The organism is Psychrobacter sp. 1Y11, assembly GCF_052259045.1.
Lineage (GTDB): Bacteria > Pseudomonadota > Gammaproteobacteria > Pseudomonadales > Moraxellaceae > Psychrobacter.
Genome location: NZ_JBQQER010000019.1, coordinates 1 through 20,420, shown reverse-complemented (window position 1 = coordinate 20,420; position 20,420 = coordinate 1). Strand labels below are relative to the sequence as shown.

15 protein-coding genes are annotated in these 20,420 nt (G+C 45.6%); 6 read left to right on the top strand and 9 right to left on the bottom strand.

Translation table 11 applies throughout. The features are described from left to right. Positions 1–104 precede the first annotated feature (104 nt). Both ACTXGJ_RS12275 and recG read right to left on the bottom strand, forming a co-directional pair. Positions 105–1,454, bottom strand: coding sequence for an NAD(P)/FAD-dependent oxidoreductase (locus tag ACTXGJ_RS12275; protein ID WP_443566116.1), 1,350 nt, complete (start codon positions 1,452–1,454; stop codon positions 105–107). A 136-nt stretch (positions 1,455–1,590) separates the two neighbouring features. Next, positions 1,591–3,921, bottom strand: coding sequence for an ATP-dependent DNA helicase RecG (recG, locus tag ACTXGJ_RS12270; RefSeq protein WP_439244709.1), 2,331 nt, complete (start codon positions 3,919–3,921; stop codon positions 1,591–1,593). 114 nt (positions 3,922–4,035) lie between these two features. Between recG and ACTXGJ_RS12265 the strand changes: the two genes are divergently transcribed. Then, positions 4,036–5,052, top strand: a complete 1,017-nt coding sequence (locus tag ACTXGJ_RS12265) for a patatin-like phospholipase family protein (RefSeq protein ID WP_443566115.1) — start codon at positions 4,036–4,038, stop codon at positions 5,050–5,052. Between the two features lie 189 nt (positions 5,053–5,241). On the opposite strand, the gene ACTXGJ_RS12260 is transcribed toward ACTXGJ_RS12265, so the two are convergent. Together ACTXGJ_RS12260 and ACTXGJ_RS12255 are read right to left on the bottom strand one after the other, a co-directional pair. After that, positions 5,242–6,810, bottom strand: coding sequence for a phytoene desaturase family protein (locus ACTXGJ_RS12260; RefSeq protein ID WP_443566114.1), 1,569 nt, complete (start codon positions 6,808–6,810; stop codon positions 5,242–5,244). Positions 6,811–7,075: 265 nt separating this feature from the next. Next, positions 7,076–7,681: a hypothetical protein gene (locus ACTXGJ_RS12255; RefSeq protein WP_439244714.1), complete on the bottom strand. Its 606-nt coding sequence runs from the start codon at positions 7,679–7,681 to the stop codon at positions 7,076–7,078. Between the two features lie 229 nt (positions 7,682–7,910). Here ACTXGJ_RS12255 and argA point away from each other — a divergent pair, with 229 nt between their 5' ends. Next, positions 7,911–9,233 (top strand): amino-acid N-acetyltransferase, encoded by a 1,323-nt coding sequence (argA, locus tag ACTXGJ_RS12250; protein WP_443566113.1) that lies wholly within the window; start codon positions 7,911–7,913, stop codon positions 9,231–9,233. 87 nt (positions 9,234–9,320) lie between these two features. Here argA and ACTXGJ_RS12245 read toward each other — a convergent pair whose 3' ends face one another. Beyond that, positions 9,321–10,052, bottom strand: a complete 732-nt coding sequence (locus ACTXGJ_RS12245) for an FKBP-type peptidyl-prolyl cis-trans isomerase (RefSeq protein WP_439244718.1) — start codon at positions 10,050–10,052, stop codon at positions 9,321–9,323. Positions 10,053–10,626: 574 nt separating this feature from the next. On the opposite strand from ACTXGJ_RS12245, the gene ACTXGJ_RS12240 reads away from it, so the two are divergent. After that, on the top strand, positions 10,627–12,354 hold the full coding sequence (locus ACTXGJ_RS12240; protein ID WP_439244720.1) for a mechanosensitive ion channel: 1,728 nt from the start codon (positions 10,627–10,629) through the stop codon (positions 12,352–12,354). 106 nt (positions 12,355–12,460) lie between these two features. On the opposite strand, the gene ACTXGJ_RS12235 is transcribed toward ACTXGJ_RS12240, so the two are convergent. Next, a complete protein-coding gene (locus ACTXGJ_RS12235) occupies positions 12,461–13,873 on the bottom strand; it encodes a hypothetical protein (RefSeq protein WP_443566112.1) in 1,413 nt (470 codons plus the stop codon). Positions 13,874–14,121: 248 nt separating this feature from the next. Here ACTXGJ_RS12235 and budC point away from each other — a divergent pair, with 248 nt between their 5' ends. Beyond that, entirely contained in the window at positions 14,122–14,904 is a 783-nt protein-coding gene (gene budC, locus ACTXGJ_RS12230) for a meso-2,3-butanediol dehydrogenase (RefSeq protein ID WP_439244724.1), read from the top strand. A gap of 19 nt (positions 14,905–14,923) precedes the next feature. On the opposite strand, the gene ACTXGJ_RS12225 is transcribed toward budC, so the two are convergent. From ACTXGJ_RS12225 to ACTXGJ_RS12215, 3 genes are all read right to left on the bottom strand, one after another. Beyond that, a complete protein-coding gene (locus ACTXGJ_RS12225) occupies positions 14,924–15,622 on the bottom strand; it encodes a lysophospholipid acyltransferase family protein (RefSeq protein ID WP_443566111.1) in 699 nt (232 codons plus the stop codon). A 169-nt stretch (positions 15,623–15,791) separates the two neighbouring features. Next, complete coding sequence (parE, locus tag ACTXGJ_RS12220) at positions 15,792–17,681, bottom strand: DNA topoisomerase IV subunit B (RefSeq protein ID WP_443566110.1); 1,890 nt, start codon at positions 17,679–17,681, stop codon at positions 15,792–15,794. A 183-nt stretch (positions 17,682–17,864) separates the two neighbouring features. Then, the gene (locus ACTXGJ_RS12215) at positions 17,865–18,497 is read right to left on the bottom strand and encodes a YqiA/YcfP family alpha/beta fold hydrolase (protein WP_443566109.1); all 633 of its coding nucleotides are present in this window, start codon (positions 18,495–18,497) and stop codon (positions 17,865–17,867) included. Positions 18,498–18,673: 176 nt separating this feature from the next. Here ACTXGJ_RS12215 and ACTXGJ_RS12210 point away from each other — a divergent pair, with 176 nt between their 5' ends. Then, positions 18,674–18,934 (top strand): DUF1289 domain-containing protein, encoded by a 261-nt coding sequence (locus ACTXGJ_RS12210; protein WP_443566108.1) that lies wholly within the window; start codon positions 18,674–18,676, stop codon positions 18,932–18,934. Positions 18,935–19,060: 126 nt separating this feature from the next. Then, positions 19,061–20,215 (top strand): catalase family protein, encoded by a 1,155-nt coding sequence (locus ACTXGJ_RS12205; protein ID WP_443566107.1) that lies wholly within the window; start codon positions 19,061–19,063, stop codon positions 20,213–20,215. Positions 20,216–20,420 lie beyond the last annotated feature (205 nt).

Here is a 20,420-nt window from a genome sequence, read left to right as displayed (position 1 = left end):
GCAAGTCACTGAATCTCATTGAAAATTTGCTCTTGCTGATAGCAAGTTAGCAGCATGGTAGTGGTCGTACTGTCGCTGATAGGATTTTTTCATTCAGCTTAAGTCTAAAGATGACGCTCATCGAACTTATCTGCCAAGCTTAAGCTTTGACTCAGCACTTTTGCGCTACACCAACTGATGATATCGCCCGGCAGACGAATGGCTTTGCGATTCACTATCCAAAAGTCAGTCAAATCGCTACTTTGCTCGCTTAAGAGCTGCGCTATTAGCTTGCCATTGAGATGCGTCAGGGAGACGCCATGACCGATACAGCCACAGCTATAGATGATTTTATTGGAGTTCAGATAGCCGATCTCCGGTGTCATATCGAGATTGACCGACGTCGGGCCGCCCCATTGGTAAGCTATCTTAATATCTTGTAATTGCGGATACAGCCATTTGAGATGCTCCTCACAATGCTGCCAAGCGCTGTTATTGCTATCTTTGTCCATATTACTGCCGTAGGCGACGTCGATACGGCCGCCGCCCATAGTGATACGCCCATCTACCGTTGGCCGAAAATAATGCACTAAGTGTCTGTTATCTTCAAAAGCTTGTCTTTTTTGCCAACCAATAGCTTGCCACTGTGCGTCAGTCAAAGGCTCGGTGATGATTTGATAGGTCCAGATAGGCAGTTGTTGGTTTTTGAGTTTGACACCAGATAGGGTATGAGAATAACCGTTGGTAGCGATGACAAGTTTATCGCTAGTGACCTCACCTTTCGGGGTAGTTATTTTAATAACCCGCGCCTCTTGAATATCTATAGCTGGCGTGGTTTCACAGATCTGTACCCCAAGCTCTTGGCAGATTCTCTTTAGCTCTCGGACTTGCTTAGCTGGGTTTAAGAGGCCGGTCTCACTCTCATAAATCCCCGCGAGAAATTTATCGCTGTTAAATTCTTTAGCTAACGAATCCTGCTGCCGCCACGACATATCGCTATCGATGCCTAATTTTTGAAACAGCTCGTAGCTACTGGCGAGTCTGTTGAGCTGCCTATCACTATAAGCCACGCGCAGCATACCTGGATGCTGATAGTCTGAGTCGAAGTTGTGCTCGTCTACTAACTGCTGCACATGCTTGACCGCTTGCATCATATATTGATGCGCCTCGATCGTTTTTTGCTCGCCCCAGCGCATGACGGTGACCTCAGGTTCAAGGCCGAACAGCTTCATACTAAAGCCGCCGTTACGCCCGCTAGCCCCGTAGCCAATCACTTTTGATTCAAGCACGACTACCGTAGCATTAGGGTTTATTTTCTTAAACTCATAGGCACAGCTCAGACCGGTAAAGCCGCCACCGATGATACAAACATCCGCTTTGATATTAGCAGTCAGCGGCGGATTAGCATCATAGTGTCCATAACTATTTAACCAAAACGACTTCTCCGCAAACCTCATCTGCTCATTAGCCATCATCAGTCTACTTCCTTGTAAATCAGTAGCCTACCGTCCGTTAACAACACAAAAAGTCGTAGCTTTTACGGAGCATAACTTTTGGCGTGCTACTAAGATGCTAGCCTTTATTATTTAAGCTGTGGGTCAAAGAGAATTATTAAGCGTTGGTATAGCGACTGGCTTCAGGCATCCAGCGATGAATGAGTTGGCTGACATCGGCTTTACGGCTAGCATCTGCAATCAGATGGCGAGCCAAGCGCTGGGCAATAGCGAACAGCTCTTCATCGCGAATCAGATCTGCCAAATAATAGCCGATATTACCGGTTTGCCGTTTACCAAGTAATTCCCCTGGCCCCCTTAGCTCTAAGTCTTTTTGAGCGATGACAAAACCATCGGTACTGTCTCGTAATACCTTTAAGCGTTCAGTACCGGTCTCTGACAATGGCGTCTGATAGAGCAGCACACAGAAGCTTTTGGTCGATCCTCGTCCTACGCGCCCGCGCAATTGATGCAATTGTGATAACCCTAGACGTTCGGCATTCTCAATCACCATAAGCGACGCATTGGGCACATCAACACCAACTTCGATGACTGTTGTCGCAATCAATAAATCCAGCTTGCCTGCTTTAAACTGCTGCATAATAGCTTGCTTATCAGCGCCTTTCATCTTGCCATGCACAAGACCAATGCGAATGTCTAAGCGCTCATTGAGATCCTCAAAAGTAGCTTCAGCCGCTTGTGCATCTAAGACGCTAGACTCTTCCACTAAAGAGCAAACCCAGTAGGCTTGTCTGCCCTGAGCACAATTAGCCGCGATACGCTCGATCACCTCATCACGGCGGTTGCGATCGACAGTCACCGTAGTAATCGGCGTGCGTCCGGGCGGTAGCTCATCAATAATAGAGGTATCCATATCGCCATAGACACTCATCGCCAGCGTGCGCGGAATCGGCGTTGCCGTCATGATCAGCTGATGCGGGGTACTGCCAGCGACGCCTTTATTAGTCAAGGCCATCCGCTGCTCGACGCCAAAACGGTGCTGTTCATCGATGATCACTAAACCTAACTTGGCAAACTCAACCGTATCTTGAAACAGCGCATGAGTACCAACGACGATTTGTACGCTGTTTTCGCTTACCGCTTCCAAAGCTTCACGGCGCTGCTTCGCCGTTTGCTTACCCGCCAGCCAACCGACCTCTACTCCTAATGGCTCAAACCACTGTTTAAAATTGAGCAAATGCTGCTCAGCTAAGATCTCAGTCGGTGCCATGACTGCGACCTGCCAGCCACTATCAAGCGCGTAACCCGCCGCCCCTGCTGCCACTAGCGTCTTACCTGCGCCGACATCGCCCTGCACAAGTCTGAGCATAGGGATAGAGGTTGCCATATCAGCGGTAATATCTCTCATCACCCTTTGCTGCGCGCCCGTTAACTCAAATGGCAAGGCAGCAAACAGCTTATCGGTCAGCGCACTTTGAGTAGTACATTTTGGCGCTTTATACTGATGCAATTGTTGACGGCGGTACAAGAGACTAAGCTGATGGGCGGTCAATTCTTCGATAATTAAGCGCTGACAGGCGGCATGCGTACGGGCAGTGAGCTGAGTCAGCAGTTTATATTGTTGATCGGCATCGGTATAAGTCGGCGGTGTATGCAGCAGTACCAAAGCTTCAAATATCGATAAATTATAGACGTTATGATGCTGATTATGGTCAGTAGTGACAGAGGCGAGCTGGTAAGCTTCTGAGTTATTATAAACTGCGGGATCAGCTTTACTGACACTACTACTATCCGGCACGCTACGAGCGAGGGTCGAGAAGATATCCTCAACATCTGGTTCAATAGCTTTAGCAGGTTCAAAGGGCGCTAAAGGCAAATCGGTGACGACAGCGAAATCAGCGCTAGTAAATAGCGTCATCGGTAGGCCTTGGCTACGCACCGTTTGTAGCGCAAGCTTAATCAAAGTACGCAGCTTGTTTTGGTGTAAGCCCTTTACAGTCGGATAGATAGGCTGCAGGCCAATATCGGTGACGGGCACCCCATCGGTGATGATCTGATATTCAGGATGATGAATTTGCTTACCATAACGGCTAACTTTGACCTCACCAAACAGCTGCAACCGAGTTCCTAAGCTCATTGTTTGCGCTAGTCCTCGATAGACTTTAAAGAAGCGCAAACCCACAGTCCCAGTGCCATCATCGATGATGACGGTCATGCCGCCGCGTTTATTATCGATATGCACTACCCGGCCGGTGATGAGCGCCGCTTGTCCATGTGCCACGTCACTGATAGCGACTTGGCGACTCCGATCTTCGTAGTCTCTTGGCAGATGCAATAACAGATCAAAGATACGCACGATACCTAGCAGCGCCAATTGCTCAGCAACTTTTGGGCCAACGCCTGCTAATGCGGAAACGGGCATATCTAGCGCTGAGGCCGGCTCGCTATTGACCGGATGCGTTATCGATTGAGTCGCAGGGAGGGGCATCAAAAATCCTAATTCAGTTTTTTAACTTAGAGTCATAGGCTTGGTTCTACTATTATAACTGACAAGCATCCTTATTATGCTAAGCTATTTAGCACTGCTACTTTCGAGATTGCTATGTTCCGTGCCATAAGAATTTATCGCTTTCAGCGCTCACTGACTTTATTGATAAAAATAAGCTTACTCACTACTATAAGCTTACTGGCTAGCGCCTGCAATAGCCTTACGCCAGTAGCCCATTCAGAGCCGCCCGCGCCCACCGCCCCTAGCGTGGCATTAGTATTAGGTGGCGGCGGTGCCAAAGGCTTTGCGCATGTTGGCGTTATCAAAGCGTTAGAGGAAAATGGCATTACCCCAACTTTAGTAGTCGGTACTAGCGTGGGTAGTATTATCGGTAGTGTTTACGCCAGTGGCTATACGGCGGCTAGGCTCGAACACTTGGCTCTAACCACCGCCGATAGCGAATTGACAGATTTTACTTTATCGAATCAGGGAATTATTGCAGGTATCAAGCTCAGAGATTTTATCAATACCCAAGTGATGCAGCAGCCGATAGAAGACTTGCCCATTGCATTTGCAGCGGTTGCAGCTGAAAAGCATACTTTAAAAAAGGCAGTGTTTACTACTGGCGACACTGGACTTGCGGTGCAAGCCTCTAGCAGTGTACCGAAAGTGTTTATTGCGCCGCGTATCCCTGCAAAGATCGGCAAAAAATATATCGATGGCGGCGTCGTCAGCTTAGTGCCTGTTGATAGCGCCCGCGATTTAGGGGCAGATATTGTTATCGCGGTCGATGTTACTGCTCCTAACACTAAAAATAAAAGCGCGGATAGCTTTAACACTGCTTTAACGGCTATCACTTCACTGAGCAGCTTTTGGAGCTTACTAGAAAACAGCTTTATAGCCAATGCCAATGCGAGCCCTAATGGATTAGCTAACAATCGCAGCACTAAGATGCGCTTAGAGCGTGATCGCGCGGATATCGTTATTATCCCAGAGGTTGGTCACTTAAGCTCATTGGATAGCAGCCAACGCCGAGCGCTTATTGCCGCAGGCGAGCAAGCGGCTAATAAGCAAATGATAGCTATCAAACAACTGATCGCCGACAAAACTCAGAGCCTCTATCCAGAGTAGCTAGGCAAGGTCGTTGTGCAAAGTGATTGATTTCTTTTGTATTTATCTCATACCACTTGTTGAAGATAGCGATAGAAAGTTTGAGCATAAAAAAACACTAACATGCGTAATGCTAGTGTTTTTTATGCTTACCGGCGGCGCCTGACCCTTTTTCAATGCCGCGCTCACAACCAATGAATGACTTCCCCATTATGTCAGCATCCGGCCCAGCAATGTACCTGGACCTGCGCCTGTGCTTGCGCCTGGCCAAACAGCGGCGCCTGTATGGTACAACCCTTCGATCGGCGTCGTGCCATCAGAATAACCCAGAACCGGGCGGAAAATCGCGTTTTGTGATAGATGATGACTGCCGCAGACCTGATCACCACCCACTAGGTTTGGATTGTCAGCCTCCAGATCAAGCGGCGACACACAGCGCATGCCAATAATCCGGTCGCGCAGGCCAGGAGCGTGACGTTCGACGATATCCAGCACACGCTCGGCAAAGGGGGCCAGTGCTGTGTCCCAATCGGTTGCGTTGATCTGTCCGGCGCCGTCGCCTTTAATCTCGCCGGGCACCATTCGCACTTGCAGCCAAAGCGTGTGTTTGCCTGTAGGGGCGCGGCTTGGGTCAATCGCGGTGGGCTGCCCCACGACGATCATCGGTTCTGTCGGTAGAAGCCCAGCCAGTGGTTGTTGATAGGCCAGCGCCATGGCATCGAGCGTTGGGGCGATGGTGACATAGGCATAATCGCGCAACTCCGATCCGGCGCGCCAGTCGGGCAGATCGGACATAGCCAGGTGGATCATCACCGTGCCGGGCGCATGCCTAAAGGTGTCAAGTCCGGAATCGTAGTCGGCGTTGCCGGTAGTGCCAGTCAGACGCGCTAGCGCCTTTGGCGCAACATTGGCGATGATTGCCTTGTTTGCACTAATCTGCCTGCCATCAGCGGTTTCGACAGCTTGGGCCTTGCCATTCTTATGCATGATGCGCGTCACTTCGGTGTCACACTCCACCGACCCGCCTTGCGCCTCAATCTCGGCAACCATAGCGCGGATGATGGTATCCGCCCCGCCCTTACCCACCGACAAACCGCCGGCCTGATCGCCGAACGCTTCGAGATAGGGAAAGATCGCCCCGCTTGCAACGTCGGGCGCATAGTCTACATGCATGCCCCAAGGTGCCAGTGCGGCGCGTATCTTTTCGCTTTCGAACGTACGGCCTAGCCAGTCGCGCGGCGAGGACAGCATAAAGCGGATCAAATCGAACGTGCCGCCCAAGCCTTGCTGGCGCAGCGCTTTGAACCCAAGACCGAGCAGCGCAGTCGATTTCATCGGACTGGACATCAAGCCGCCTATGATCGCCGCGCGTGATGCAAAGCTGTCGGTTAGAGATTGCCACGTTTTGGCATCTCGTTCAGAAAATGCTGCGATGCGAGAGATGTTGGCTGCGGTATCGGTGCCGACACCAAACCAAGTTCCATCGTCATATACCGAAGCAAAGCAGTTTTTTGCAGTCACAAACTCAGCGCCTTGACGTTCCAAAGCCGCGCCGAAATCCGCGTAGAATGCTGAATTCTTGAAGTTCGAAACGTTCATCGCGGCCCAGTCATGCCTAAACCCCGGTTCGGTCAATTCTTGCGTCTTAACCGCGCCGCCAGGCGTTGGGGCACGCTCTAAAACACGAACGGACCAACCCGCCCTTAACAGGTAAAGCGCACAAACCAAGCTATTATGTCCAGATCCGATAATAATCGCGTCTTGGTCATCGTTGCTCATAAAACTACTCCTTTAAAAGGACTAAAAGTAGATTACAAATATCACTACATAATTTAGGGTCTGTTCTCCTAATTTGGAGACTAGCTACTCAGCGGTAACGTAGCTCTGAGAAATTACCTTCATAAACGCTAAACAAGCTCACCATCCATGATAGGTGCTTGCCCTGTCATATAATCTGAACTCGGACCCGCCAGATAAGAAACAAAAGATGCCATATAATCTGGTGTATGCGTTCTAGCTAATGCAATTTATTTGAGGCTTAGCTTTATTTTACCTTCGCACGGTACTGCACCATCACTGTATCATTGAGGCCTACTCCTTCGATATCCCAACGTACGGCCTTATAATAGCCCAAAGGAATCTCTTGGCTTTGGCCGTTAACATTGCCTCTTAGTGGCATACGAGCAAAAGAGTTGCCATCGACGCTGCCATAAGGGAAGTCTGGCATGACGCCGCCTAACAGCTCAACCTGCTCAGGAATACTCATAGTGACTGTCATTTTGCGCACTCGATCAGCATTGGTATTGGTAAAGTAGCCTTGGTACTCCAAGATATTACCAGATTGCAGGCGCGTCTCAGCGGTGACGGGGACTAAAACCTCATTACCATTTGCATCGACACTGATAAGCGAGGCGGTAATCTTAGTATTCACCGCCTGTGCATTGGAGTTAGCATTAGAGGAGTTACTAGAATCAAAAGCCGCTGTTTGTAGAGCAGTAGAGCTATTATCAAGCGCCGGCTCTGGAGTGGGAAGCATAGCTGAGGCTTGCGTGACGACCATTGCCCCGACGAGCGTGCCAGCGACAACATGAAACAAACGGTGACCGCCCCAAGCAGCAAATGGGTTGGCAAAATGGTTGCTTTTTTTCATAATGATTATCTTTCCTAGTTGATATAGCAAAAACAGTAGATGGGCAAATGATAACGCTTAGCATAGCAAAAAGCTATTCTAGCTACATCAGCCCCGTGTTTAGGTTATGTATATCATTGACCTTCCATAAGAGCCGAGAGTAGTTGAATAAAAAGATAGCTCATAACGGGGTTTTTTGCTATGGTAAATCTTTAATCTTCCTATTTATCCTACTATTACTGTTCCTATTATGACTACTAGCGCCATGCCACAGATTAACCCTGAATATGTTCATTGGTTTCGCAACTCTGCCCCTTACATTAATACGCATCGCGGCAAGACGTTCGTGATTATGTTCGGCGGTGAAGCGGTGAAGCACCCGAATTTTAGTACGCTGATTCATGACTTTGCTTTATTACATAGTTTAGGTATAAAGCTGGTCTTGGTACACGGAGCCAGGCCGCAGATTGAAGACAACCTAAAAGAAGTCAATATCACCTCGCCGCTGCATAAAGATATCCGGCTAACACCGCGAGAAGCGATGCCAAGTATCCTACAAGCGGTAGGCGCTATACGCCTGCAGATTGAAGCGCAGCTATCGATGGGACTTGCTAACTCGCCCATGTATGGCTCCCGCATTGACGCGGTTTCTGGTAACTTTGTCACCGCGCGCCCTTATGGTATCCGCGATGGTGTTGATTATCAGATGACTGGAGAAGTGCGCTCGATAGATGTCGATGCGATCAAGAACAACTTACTGCATAATCACATCGTCATTTTGGGCTCTATGGGCTACTCTGCTACTGGTGAAGTCTTTAATCTATTAGCAGAAGACGTGGCGCTTAGTGCCGCTGTCGCTCTTAATGCTGATAAGCTAATCTTCTTAGGCGAAGAGGCGGATATTCAAGATAATGGTCGCCCGCTGCATGAGATGATTCCGAACGAAGTGGATCGCTTTTTGCGTGAGCGCGATATCAATCATGAGATCAATTACTTCTTACACTGCGCTAGTAGCGCTTGCCGTCAAGGCGTGCATCGTACCCATATTATCTCTTATGCCAAAGACGGCGCGTTGCTAGAAGAGCTCTTCACACGCGATGGTTCAGGAACGCTAATCAGTCACGATCCCTACGAAGAGATTCGCCGAGCGAACATCGATGACGTGGTCGGTTTGATCGAGCTATTAACCCCGCTTGAGGAACAAGGCATTTTAGTCGCCCGCTCGCGCGAACGTATCGAACAAGAGATTGACAACTACAGTGTCATCGAGCGTGATGGGATGATTTTAGGTTGTGCCGCGCTTAATCCGCTAGATGACAATTCAGCAGAAGTCGCCTGTGTTGCTATTCACCCTGATTATCGCAGCGGTAGTCGCGGTGCTGATTTATTGGCATTTTTAGAGCAGCAAGCGCGTAGCCATGGGGTGCATAAGTTATTTGTATTAACGACTCGTACCGCGCACTGGTTCGTTGAGCAGGGTTTTGCTGAGGTCGACAGTAGTGATCTCCCTGAGCCGCGCCGTGATCAGTACCATAATGGCCGTAATTCTAAAGTTTTTCAAAAGACGTTGTAAACTATACTTTCGCGCAATAAAAAAGCTCTCATTATTATGAGAGCTTTTTTATTAACGTTAGCGTCTGTTAAATACCTACAGATCTCATTATTTTACAGATAACAACTCAACTGTGAAAATCAAAGTACTGTTAGGTTCGATGCCTTGATTGCCCGCTTCGCCATAAGCAAGATCGCTTGGTATATAAAACTCGTATTTGCCGCCTTCTTTCATTAGCTGTAAGCCTTCCGTCCAGCCAGCGATCACTTGGTTTAACGGGAACTCGATAGGCTCGCCGCGCTCATAAGAACTGTCAAATACTGTACCGTCGATCAATTTACCTTCGTAATTGACTTCGACGACGTCAGTCGCTTTTGGTGACTTGCCTGTACCTGCGGTCAGTACTTTATACTGCAAACCTGAATCAGTCGTTTTCACGCCTTCTTTTTTCGCATTTTCCGCTAGATAAGCTTCGCCTTTTGCAGTGTTCTCAGCGGCTTTTTCTTGCATATCATTAACGAACTTCTCTTCTTGCTCTTTTTGGTAATCCATTAATACTTGTTGCATCTGCTCTTGGGTCAAAGCAGAGTCATTACCTTGATATCCGTCACGGAAACCTAGCTCAAAGGTATCTAAGTCAAGATCTGCAACCGCTTCTTTATTACCTTCTGCCATCATATAGCCCAAGCTATAGCCCACTTTTTGGGTTTGCGAGCTTTGTTCGGTCACAGCCACGCTTGCCGCTGAGGTGTCTTGATTGCCGTTATTGGTACTACAGCCGGTTACTAGCAACATAGCACTAGCTAGCGTACCAATTGCAAAGGTAGTGATTTTTTTCATAGAGTACTCTCAAATTGTAAGGTAGTGATAATAAGTTATTGGTCCGTCATCATAACAAATCTTGGTTTTAGGAACTACGCCTACTATCGGGTTTAAGATAATATTTAATCATCAGATGTACATTTTTTGTTAATGATTTTAATCATGATAACAAGTTATCACACAACTATAGCGTTAAGTAAAGCATTATGTCTTTAAACTAAACACCATATCCGCTAAGCTTAATCAGATTAAAGAATATGTAACTATAAGTCATATTTCTACATAAATCACCGGATTACCGAAAATGGCTTAGGTTTTTTAAACCGATCTCTATTTATCTCTTCTAATGACCTTTTATCAGGTTGTCAGTTAGCAAATAAATTATCAGTTACAATAGTAATTCCGGGTTAACGCTTAATAACAGAACTTTTATTGTGCAATGGACTGCCATTCTCATAATCACCTGCTCTATTTTGCAGTTTTATAATTAAATAATTCTATTAAAATACTATTTATAAATAATGATGTCATTTTTTGGTGAGTGTGCCCTATTTATCTCATTATCGAGACATGATTATTAAAGGAGGATAAGATGAATCCAATGTTTACATCTTTTAATGGTTATCTTGGTGGGCCTATTGGTTCTATCATTGGGGCTATTTTAATTTTTATTATTGGTTGGCTAGTGGCTTTAGGTATTGCCGCCTTAGTACGTAATGTACTGGCCAAAGTAAACTTAAATCAACGTATGGACTCTTCTACGGGTAAATCTTACGACTTGGAAGGCATTATATCCAAGATCGTTTTTTGGTTTATCTTTATCATAGCTATTTCAGCCGCTCTAAATACGCTTAACTTAAACTCTATCTCGGCACCTTTTGCCAACATGGTGGGTCAAGTGTTGTCCTTTATTCCTAATCTTATCGCTGCCATTGCTATTGGTATCATCGGTTGGGTTGTGGCTACTGTGGCTCGCACGGCGCTTAATACTGCGTTATCAAAGACTACGATGGATGAGCGCTTGAGCGCGCAAGCAGGCGTCAAACCTATGAGCAGCACCATTGCTGATATGGTTTATTGGTTCATCTTGCTTATTGTTCTAACGATAGTACTAGGTCAGTTAGAGCTTGATGGCTTATTTGCTCCTCTAACGAATATGGTTGATAAAATCTTTAGCTTCATTCCGAACATTCTTATCGCAGGTGTGGTCTTTGTTGTTGGTTATATTATTGCCAAAGTGGTACGCGGTATCGTAACTAACCTGGTGTCTACCTTTAACGTTCAAGAGCTTGCTTCTAAAGCCGGTCTTAGCGAAGAAAATAGCTTACCTAATATTGCCGGTTCTTTAGCTTTTTTAGTAGTAATCATCCCAACGATTATCGCTGCCTTAAATGCGCTAAAAATCGAAGTTATTGCTCGTCCTGCGACTAACATGCTCAATAAAATAATGGAAGCTCTGCCTAATATCTTTATGGCAGCCGCCATCTTGATTGTAACTTATTATGTCGTACGTATGGTTGCAAACATCATCAAAGGCTTGCTTGAGAATACTGAAATCAACCGTTTACCTGCCAAAGTTGGTTTACAAGAGACGATGGGTGATAAGCGCATCTCTGATGTAGTCGGTTATGCTATCGTATTCTTTGCGATGCTGTTTGCTGCAGTTGCAGCCGCTGATCTACTAGGTTTCGAGCCTATCTCAGCGATCATTACGATGTTTATCGCTTTCGGTGCCAACATCATCTTAGGCGCGATCATTCTATTCATCGGCTTTTGGCTTGCCAATATCATCGCTGGTGTGGTTGAGCGCTCAGAACAAGGTTCACAGTTCTTAGCCAATATTGTACGTGTATTGATCATGGGCTTAGTACTAGCTATGGGCCTAAAAGCGATGGGTATTGCTGATTCTATTGTTAACCTCGCATTTGGTCTAACGTTAGGTGCCGTAGCCGTAGCATTTGCTCTATCATTCGGTCTTGGTGGTCAAGAAGCTGCATCTCGTTTCTTACGCAAGATGCAAGACAAGATGGACAAAGAGCGTGATGAAGCGAAAGCTAAATCAGCTGTAGAGCCAAGCAAATCTACGCAAGAAAAGATTAAAGAATCGGTTCGCGATAACACGCCTACTGCTACAAACACGCCAGCTACGCCAAGCACTGCAACGACTGATTTGCGTACGGACACTGTAGATACCAGTAATCTTGATACCAACACTGTCGATATCACTCCTGCTAGAGGGGATACAGACACTGGGCTTAACACTGGTAATGATAATGAGATCTTACCGGGTAGCGGTCTTGCTGACGACACCAATCAATAAGCGTTGATAGCAGTGTATTTATCAACATAAAAAGAAAAGACAGCTTAGGCTGTCTTTTTTTATGCGTATGGATAATAGTATTGTTATAGACTAGAGGCGCTCAGCTCTATGTTTTATTTTTTGTGGCGGGAATATTGAAACTAAGGGTTATAGTTGGCAGTGGTTTTGCATTTTTATTTAAGCCCACTTTATTTGCTTGCCCATCGTGTTTTTGATTATGCTGCTGACTATTTAGGCGTTGTAACTGTCTAGTCAGTTGCCGCTCTTTTTCACTCATCGCGGTCACTGGCTGGATAAATAGGTCAATATCAATAAAGGTATCCACTCCTTCTACCATAAACTCCACACCTAGCACGATAACATGATGCAGCTCAGCGATAGGTAGGCGCGTAGACACGTCTTTGGCTATTGTAGCCAGATTTGGCGCGATGGTTTTGCGGCTTTGTTTGCCGTCTTGCTGTCGGCCATAAAATATCAACACATAATGTCGGCCTAAACTTTCATAAGAGTGCTGATGTACCACATAACCAGCTTGCTGCTGCTCAATGCTGCGACTCGGATGCTGATAGAGGGTGCGGATCAGTTCATGGCGCGAGAACAACGACTCTGATAATAACTGACGTTGCCAAAGCGGTAACTGCGCAGCTGTTAGCGACTCTGAGAGCATCTGAGAACTAAGCTGATGCCACAAGAGAGATGTTTGCCTCATTTGCTCATAAATCCGCTTTGTAGTCTTCTCATTGTTTCTTTGAGCCAGACTCATAGCGACTAACGTATTATTCGGCGCATCCTGAATACCGTATTTTATCAAAGCATTGTCGATAGTGAGCGCCTGCGCATAGATAGCCGGACTATCCATAAACTGGTTAAGCACAGACAGCTCAAAATTAAAGCTAGGTTTAGTACTGTCTATTTGAGTACTGCTCAGTTGTGTACTACTCAATGATTGTTGCAGCTCTGCTTGATGATAGCGTAAGAGTCGCCATAGATCATTCGGCGTCTGCAGAGTGTCTAATACCATCTGCCAGACTTGTTGGTCAAAGACTTGTAGTCCTATGCCAGAATCGTTAGCATCGGCGGATTGGTATTCTATAGCATGCTGAGTATCAGCGCTTGTCATCTCGGCTGATAAACGGTGACTATCGTCTGGTGTTTGCACCAAATTGTCGCTATCGACTGCCGGTCTTCTCTCCAATATGAGCACATAAGCGCTATTGATCTGGTTATTTTTGTCTTGTTTTAACAGACGTTTTTTCCATCTTAAAGCAAATCTTATAGCTGCCGAGCGTATGGCGTCTATATCCGTTTTGGTATTATTTTTAGTATTATCTACTAAAGGGGCTAAGACCACTCTCAGGACTCTAAGTTGCCCTAAAGGTAGCTGATAGAGCTGTTGCGTCGTGGACTTTTCATTATGGGCGCTCTGCTCATCTGCTGGCGCTTTTTGGACCTGTAAATAGCTATCTAGCCATAGTGTCAGCTGATTGTGCAGCTCAGGTGTGGGGTTTGGTGGTGTCAAAGCAAAGGCCTTTTGTTTTTTCTAATTCTAGTGCTATTGGCAGTCAAGTGGATTATCTATCGATTTTACTTCGAACTGGCTATAGTAAAATCATAGCCTAGCAGATTGAGCAATTTGGTATCATTTTTATAACCACGGCTTGTTATAAGAATGCCATAAGGCTATGGTAGATTTATCACTAACCGTACTAGATATCACTACCAGAGAATACTTATTTAAAATTTATATCATAACAGGGATTAGATATTATGAAACGTTTCAAAGAAAAAACCGTTATTGTCACTGGAGCGGGCTCAGGCATGGGACGCGCCACTGCTTTGCGTTTCGCTAATGAAGGCGCAACTGTCGTATTGGTAGGACGTACCTCTGAAACTTTGGAGGAGACCGCAAAAGAGTTTCCACAAGACAAAACCTGGATTCATACCGACAACTATATGACGATCACTTGTGATATCAGTGTACAAAGCCAAGTACAAGAAATGATAAAACGAGTGATAGATAGGTTTGAGAAGCTCGATATCGTCGTCAATAACGCTGGCAAAGGTATGCAAGGCAAGATAACAGATTTATCTGGCGAGGACTGGCGCTCAGCTATCGATGTCAATTTAAATGGTACTTTTTATGTCTGTCAGGCCGCCATGCCGCATTTAATCAAGACAAAAGGCAACATCATTAACGTCTCATCACTCTCAGGTATCGGTGGTGATTGGAATATGGCTGCTTACAATGCTGCCAAAGCGGGCGTCACTAATTTGACGCGCACGTTAGCTTTAGATCATGGTCCGGACGGTGTGCGCGTCAATGCAGTTAACCCTACCGCGACTAAGACCAGTATGACCAAAGACATGCGAGAAGATCAACAGAAGGTCGATAAGTTTTTATCGCGCTGTCCTCTAGGGCGCTTTGTCACCCCTGAAGATATCGCTGCGGCTATTACCTTTTTAGCTAGCGAAGATGCGTCGATGATTACGGGGGTTAATTTGCCTGTTGATGGCGGCGTTAGCGCCTCCAATGGTCAGCCCAATTTCTAATCTTGCTGTAACCTTGTCTTTAACTTTTGAAGTCTTGATTAACGTCCTGTAGCGGCTGCGAGAGTCGCTCAGGGTGATAAGGCATCACCCCGCCGTACTGCACATAAATCTTTGGCAAATCCTCTTCGATATTACCTGTTGGATACACAGGCTCTAAAAAGCGCACTTCTTTGGCATGATAGTCTAGGGCAACAGGCAAAATAGGCACATTAGCGCCAACCGCCAAGTAATAAAACCCAGTTTTCCATTTTTCAGTATATTTACGCGTCCCTTCAGGTGCTAAACCCAAAAACAAAGTCTTATTGTTTTTGAACTTATCGATACTCGCTTGCAAGACTGAGCCTTTAACTTCGCGATTAATGGGTATGATGCCAAGCCAACGTATCAATTGCGCCAACACTGGTATTTTAAACAGCGTATGCTTGCCCATAATACTGATTTTGAGATCCAGCGCAAATAAGCAAGGCAACGCATATAACCCGTCGATATTGGAGGTATGAGGAACGGCTAATACCACCGCTTGTGAGATATTAGGGATAGTGCCTACTGTTTTCCAGCCAGCTGACTTCATCAGTAAACGACCTATCGTAGGAGCAAGCTTACCGCCACGCTTAGGAATTAAGTCGCCTAAATCTTTTCTATTAAGATCAGGCAACACTTTGGAGCGTCTGTTCGGAGTAGGTTTAGCAGTGGTGCTGGTTTTTGAGTTTAAGGACATAATAGTACGACAGAATAAGGAGTATCCCATCATAGCATTAACCTGAGCAAACTAGCTTATTATTTATACTCTGCTTTGTTTATATAGCTTGTACAGAAGCCTTTGCCAATAAAAAAGGAATAACTCTCAACGAATTACCCCTTTTATACGTACGTTTAGAAGCGTTAGCCTATAGCGCAATATCTGCTAAGTTGCCTTTATTTTCAAGCCAAGACTTGCGGTCAGAGGCGCGTTTTTTGGCTAATAGCATATCCATAACGCTATTGGTCAGCATCATATCATCCATATCGAGCTGCACTAGACGGCGGGTATCGCGGTTCATCGTCGTTTCGCGTAGCTGTTCTGCACTCATCTCACCCAGACCCTTGAAGCGAGTAATCTGCGCTTTTTTATTACCAGGAACTTTTGATAATATATGCTCCAGCTCGCCCTCATCTAGCGCATAATGCACCTCTTTGCCGATATCGACCCGATACAAAGGCGGCATCGCGACAAATAAATGACCAGCATCAACTAAGGCAGGAAAGTGTTTGACGAATAAAGCACAAATGAGCGTGGCAATATGCAGGCCATCAGAGTCGGCATCGGCTAAGATACAGATCTTATCATAGCGCAGCTCAGAGAGATCATCAGAGGCCGGATCGACACCGATAGCAATGGCGATATCATGGATCTCTTGGCTTGATAACACCGTATCGGAAGACACTTCCCACGTATTCAATATTTTGCCGCGTAATGGCAGTATCGCTTGATAATGACGATCACGCGCTTGCTTGGCACTACCGCCAGCCGAATCGCCTTCTACTAAAAACAGCTCGGCTCCATCACGCAAATCACCGCGGCAGTCTGCCAACTTACCCGGCAAAGCTGGACCTTGAGTAATCTTCTTACGCGCCACTTTTTTGGCGGACTTGAGACGGCGACCGGCTTTATTGATCGCTAGCTCTGCAATTTGCGCCCCTATATCAGCATGCTGATTGAGCCAGAGACTAAACGCATCTTTGGCTAATGCTTGCACCGCACCTGCCGCCTCACGGCTTGATAGACGCTCTTTGGTCTGTCCCGAGAACTGCGGCTCAGAGAACTTTAAGGACAAGATGTAATTTATCCCATCCCAGACATCTTCACCCGTCAGCTTGACGTTACGCGGCAATAGGTTATGAATATCACAGAACTCACGCAGCGCCTCTAAAATACCTGTGCGTAGTCCATTGACGTGCGTGCCGCCTTGCGCAGTTGGAATCAGATTCACATAGCTCTCTTGAACCGGATTGCCGCCTTCAGGCAACCAAGATAGCGCAAAGGTAATCCCTGCACGCTCGCCTTCTGCGGCGTCATGATTATAATAAAAAGGGACATCTGGCAGCGTCTCCAGACCATCGAGCTGCTCAGCGAGATACTCAACGACGCCATCAGTAAACTGCCAAACGACTTTTTCATCGTTGATACTATCGGTAAATTCGATAGTCAAACCCGCTGCCAGTACTGCCTTAGCTTTCAGATTATGCTTAAGCTGTTTGACACTGAATTTAGGCGTATCAAAAAAACTACCATCGACCCAAAAGCGCACTCGCGTACCACGTTTGCGTTTATTAGAGCTAACTGATTCGCTCAAAGGCGCCACAGGCGCACCATTTTCTAGTGCCATATCGAACTGAGTACCATCACGCCAAACAGTGACTTCGACTCGGGTTGATAGCGCATTGACGACTGAGATACCAACGCCATGCAGACCGCCTGACACTTGATAGTTAGAAGTCGAGAACTTACCACCGGCATGCAGGCGCGTTAAGATTAGCTCAATACCTGTCTGGCCAAACTCAGGATGGATATCAGTCGGCATCCCGCGCCCGTCATCTTCTACGGATAACGAGCCATCTTCATGCAGCTGCACTTTGATAGTTTTGGCGTAGCCAGCTAGCGCTTCATCGACCGAATTATCAATGACTTCCTGCGCCAAATGGTTGGGGCGCGTGGTATCCGTGTACATACCCGGGCGACGACGTACTGGCTCCAGCCCTTCTAAAACTTCTAACGATTGCGCATTATATTGACTCACAAATGCTTTCCTTAATATCTACAAACTATAAATTCTATTGAACCATTATAACTAAAAATACTGCGCTAAAGGCCGATAGTTATAAGCCTTACGTCAGATAATGTCGTTTAGTTGTACTGATTACATCTGAGAGCTTAATGCTAATTTTTTAGTGTTCTTGATATTTTTATTAGGCACATTGCACTAATTAGACAGCTCTTCTACGAACTTTATAACTTCTGGCAAATGCTCAGCGAAATCACTGAAACGATGATCGCCGCGGTTTTGCAAAATAACTCTAGCGCCTTGCTCACTATAAAACTTCGCTGAAAGAGTTGCATTAAGTAATTCATCACCTTCTTTGATTAACGCTGCTACTTTGCTAGGGTTAGCGATGGATAATAATGGATGCGCAGCAAACCAGTGCAAGTCCGCTATGGTGATCGCCCAACCACCAGTGGTGGTATAAAGTGTTTCATTACCATCGAAACTACTGCACGATTCTAACGTATTTTGACTCGCATCGTCTTTAAAGCGCTGGAGAGTAACGTGCGGCTGCGTGCTAGGGTTTAGCAATAACGCAGCACAACCAGTATGATTACTCACTAACGTTGAAAAATACCCACCTAACGAACTACCAATCAATACGGTTTTGGCCTCTTGACTCAACTTAGTAACTAAACCAGTCAAATAGCTAAAGACCTGCTCAGGCGCTTGATTTAAGTCAGGACGATGGACTTCGATATCTGGATAATTCTCTTGGCAATAGCCTTCCAACAATAGGCCTTTATTAGAATTGGCATCGCTATCTAAGCCATGGACGTACACAATATTCATATGCAATCTCATCTTCGACATTCGGTATACTGTAAAAATAACTAGTAACGAGCATAACACCAGTGATATAGCGTTAATAGTGCTAAAATTGCTGATCTATAGTCAACTTATATTAGTATGAATGCTTTATCGAAATATCTATTTTAACCGAAGCAAAATGAAGACAAGGAGACGTCATGAGTGAACAGATTGAACTGTTTGACATCGATAATCCTTGTATAGGTGTGTGCACAAGTAATAAAAAAGGCTATTGCTTCGGCTGTTTAAGAAGTCGTACTGAGCGTCAATTATGGTTAAGTATGAGCACAGAACAGCGCAGAGAAGTATTGAGGTTAATTGTAGGGCGTAAGCAGCGTATTGAGCAAATGCGGCAGCGTAAAGGGGAGCAGTTAGGGTTTGATTTTGAGGAAGTGGTCGAAGCTGAGGAGTTGTTTTAGAACACTAGAAAACATATTAATATAGATTCATTTACACATTACCAATATTTATCATAAATAACTATTAGCAAACTTTTATAAAATATTCAAGAATTCGAATTCTAGTTTATTAATATAAGGAAGCTGATGATGCTAAAGAAAATATTTAAACCTAAATATGTTAAATACGACCCAAAATATATCACCTTAAGCAATGACGATAATAAAGTCATAGATACGATTACCGAAGACATCCGTCTGTATGTCAAAAAAAGCAAAGACTTAAACGATATCGATCATCATACTCGTGCCGTCCACGCCAAGAGCTATTGTGGCTTAAAAGCTAAGTTTGAGATATTAGATAATATTCCTGAAGAGTATGCTCAAGGTTTATATGCCAAAGCAGGCATTCATGATGCAGTCATTCGCTTCTCTAACGCCGCTGCCGCCGTCAGTGCAGATAGAAGACTCGGGTTGGGACAAGGACTAGCTATTAAAATATTCGATGTGCCAGGCAAAAAGCTAGCGCCGGGTGAAGAAGATAGTACCACCTTTGATTATGCTTTAGTCAATGGCCCTATCTTTTTTACTAACAGCCTAAAAGATTATGCTTATTTGTCTAAGTTAAACTTCGGACTAAACGGTTATCTAGGCGATGGACTACTAGGTAAAGGTAAGTTTGTCTTTCACTGGTTGACCAAATATGGCAAAGAGTTCCCTGATATCGGAGGTCTGCGATCACTTAACGCTTTTAGAAAGCTAGCGACTATCCCTCCAAAGAACGCTTGGTTATATGACTACTTCTCTCAAGGCGCGTTTCGTCATGGCGACTACATGGCAAAAGTTAGAGTAACGCCTACCAAAGCCTCTATGGAGAAAATTAAACGTACCAACATTCACTTATTTACCGAAGATGAAGCGATTCGTCCCGCTATCATAGAAGAAATCAGAGAGCACGACTATCAGTTCGAAGTGCAAGTTCAACTTTGCCAAAATATTAAGAAGCAACCTATCGAACAGCTGACTAAAGAATGGAAAGAGTCTGATGCGCCGTTTGTTACCGTAGCGACTTTGACCATACCTTGCCAAGATGTTCCAGACGATGGTAACCTTTCAGCGATAGAAGATTTGAGCTTTACGACTTTCCGCTGCCTAGAAGAGAATCGTCCGATTGGCACATTACAGCACTCTCGTCTACGTGCTTATCAAGCCTCTTCTAAAGCCCGTCATGAGCACAATGAAGCTAAGCGTAAAGAACCTACTAGCTTGAAAGAAGTGTTTAGTAAGTCAGCTGCTGAATAATTATTCGCAAAGATAGCTTAAAGTACAACGGCAAAAGCCATTATTCTTATGAATGATGGTTTTTTTATATATAAGAATAGAAGACAAAGAAAAGCCCCCTTAACAGTTAAGTTAAGGGGGCTTTTCAGGAATAGAGAGCTGACGATGACCTACTCTCACATGGCCGGAGCCACACTACCATTGGCGCAACGATGTTTCACTTCTG

Bases quoted from the DNA above. Each gene is read 5' to 3' on its own strand.
- ACTXGJ_RS12275 (WP_443566116.1), bottom strand. From the start codon at position 1,454: ATGATGGCTAATGAGCAGATGAGGTTTGCGGAGAAGTCGTTTTGGTTA.
- recG (WP_439244709.1), bottom strand. From the start codon at position 3,921: ATGCCCCTCCCTGCGACTCAATCGATAACGCATCCGGTCAATAGCGAG.
- ACTXGJ_RS12265 (WP_443566115.1), top strand. From the start codon at position 4,036: ATGTTCCGTGCCATAAGAATTTATCGCTTTCAGCGCTCACTGACTTTA.
- ACTXGJ_RS12260 (WP_443566114.1), bottom strand. From the start codon at position 6,810: ATGAGCAACGATGACCAAGACGCGATTATTATCGGATCTGGACATAAT.
- ACTXGJ_RS12255 (WP_439244714.1), bottom strand. From the start codon at position 7,681: ATGAAAAAAAGCAACCATTTTGCCAACCCATTTGCTGCTTGGGGCGGT.
- argA (WP_443566113.1), top strand. From the start codon at position 7,911: ATGACTACTAGCGCCATGCCACAGATTAACCCTGAATATGTTCATTGG.
- ACTXGJ_RS12245 (WP_439244718.1), bottom strand. From the start codon at position 10,052: ATGAAAAAAATCACTACCTTTGCAATTGGTACGCTAGCTAGTGCTATG.
- ACTXGJ_RS12240 (WP_439244720.1), top strand. From the start codon at position 10,627: ATGAATCCAATGTTTACATCTTTTAATGGTTATCTTGGTGGGCCTATT.
- budC (WP_439244724.1), top strand. From the start codon at position 14,122: ATGAAACGTTTCAAAGAAAAAACCGTTATTGTCACTGGAGCGGGCTCA.
- ACTXGJ_RS12225 (WP_443566111.1), bottom strand. From the start codon at position 15,622: ATGTCCTTAAACTCAAAAACCAGCACCACTGCTAAACCTACTCCGAAC.
- ACTXGJ_RS12215 (WP_443566109.1), bottom strand. From the start codon at position 18,497: ATGAATATTGTGTACGTCCATGGCTTAGATAGCGATGCCAATTCTAAT.
- ACTXGJ_RS12210 (WP_443566108.1), top strand. From the start codon at position 18,674: ATGAGTGAACAGATTGAACTGTTTGACATCGATAATCCTTGTATAGGT.
- ACTXGJ_RS12205 (WP_443566107.1), top strand. From the start codon at position 19,061: ATGATGCTAAAGAAAATATTTAAACCTAAATATGTTAAATACGACCCA.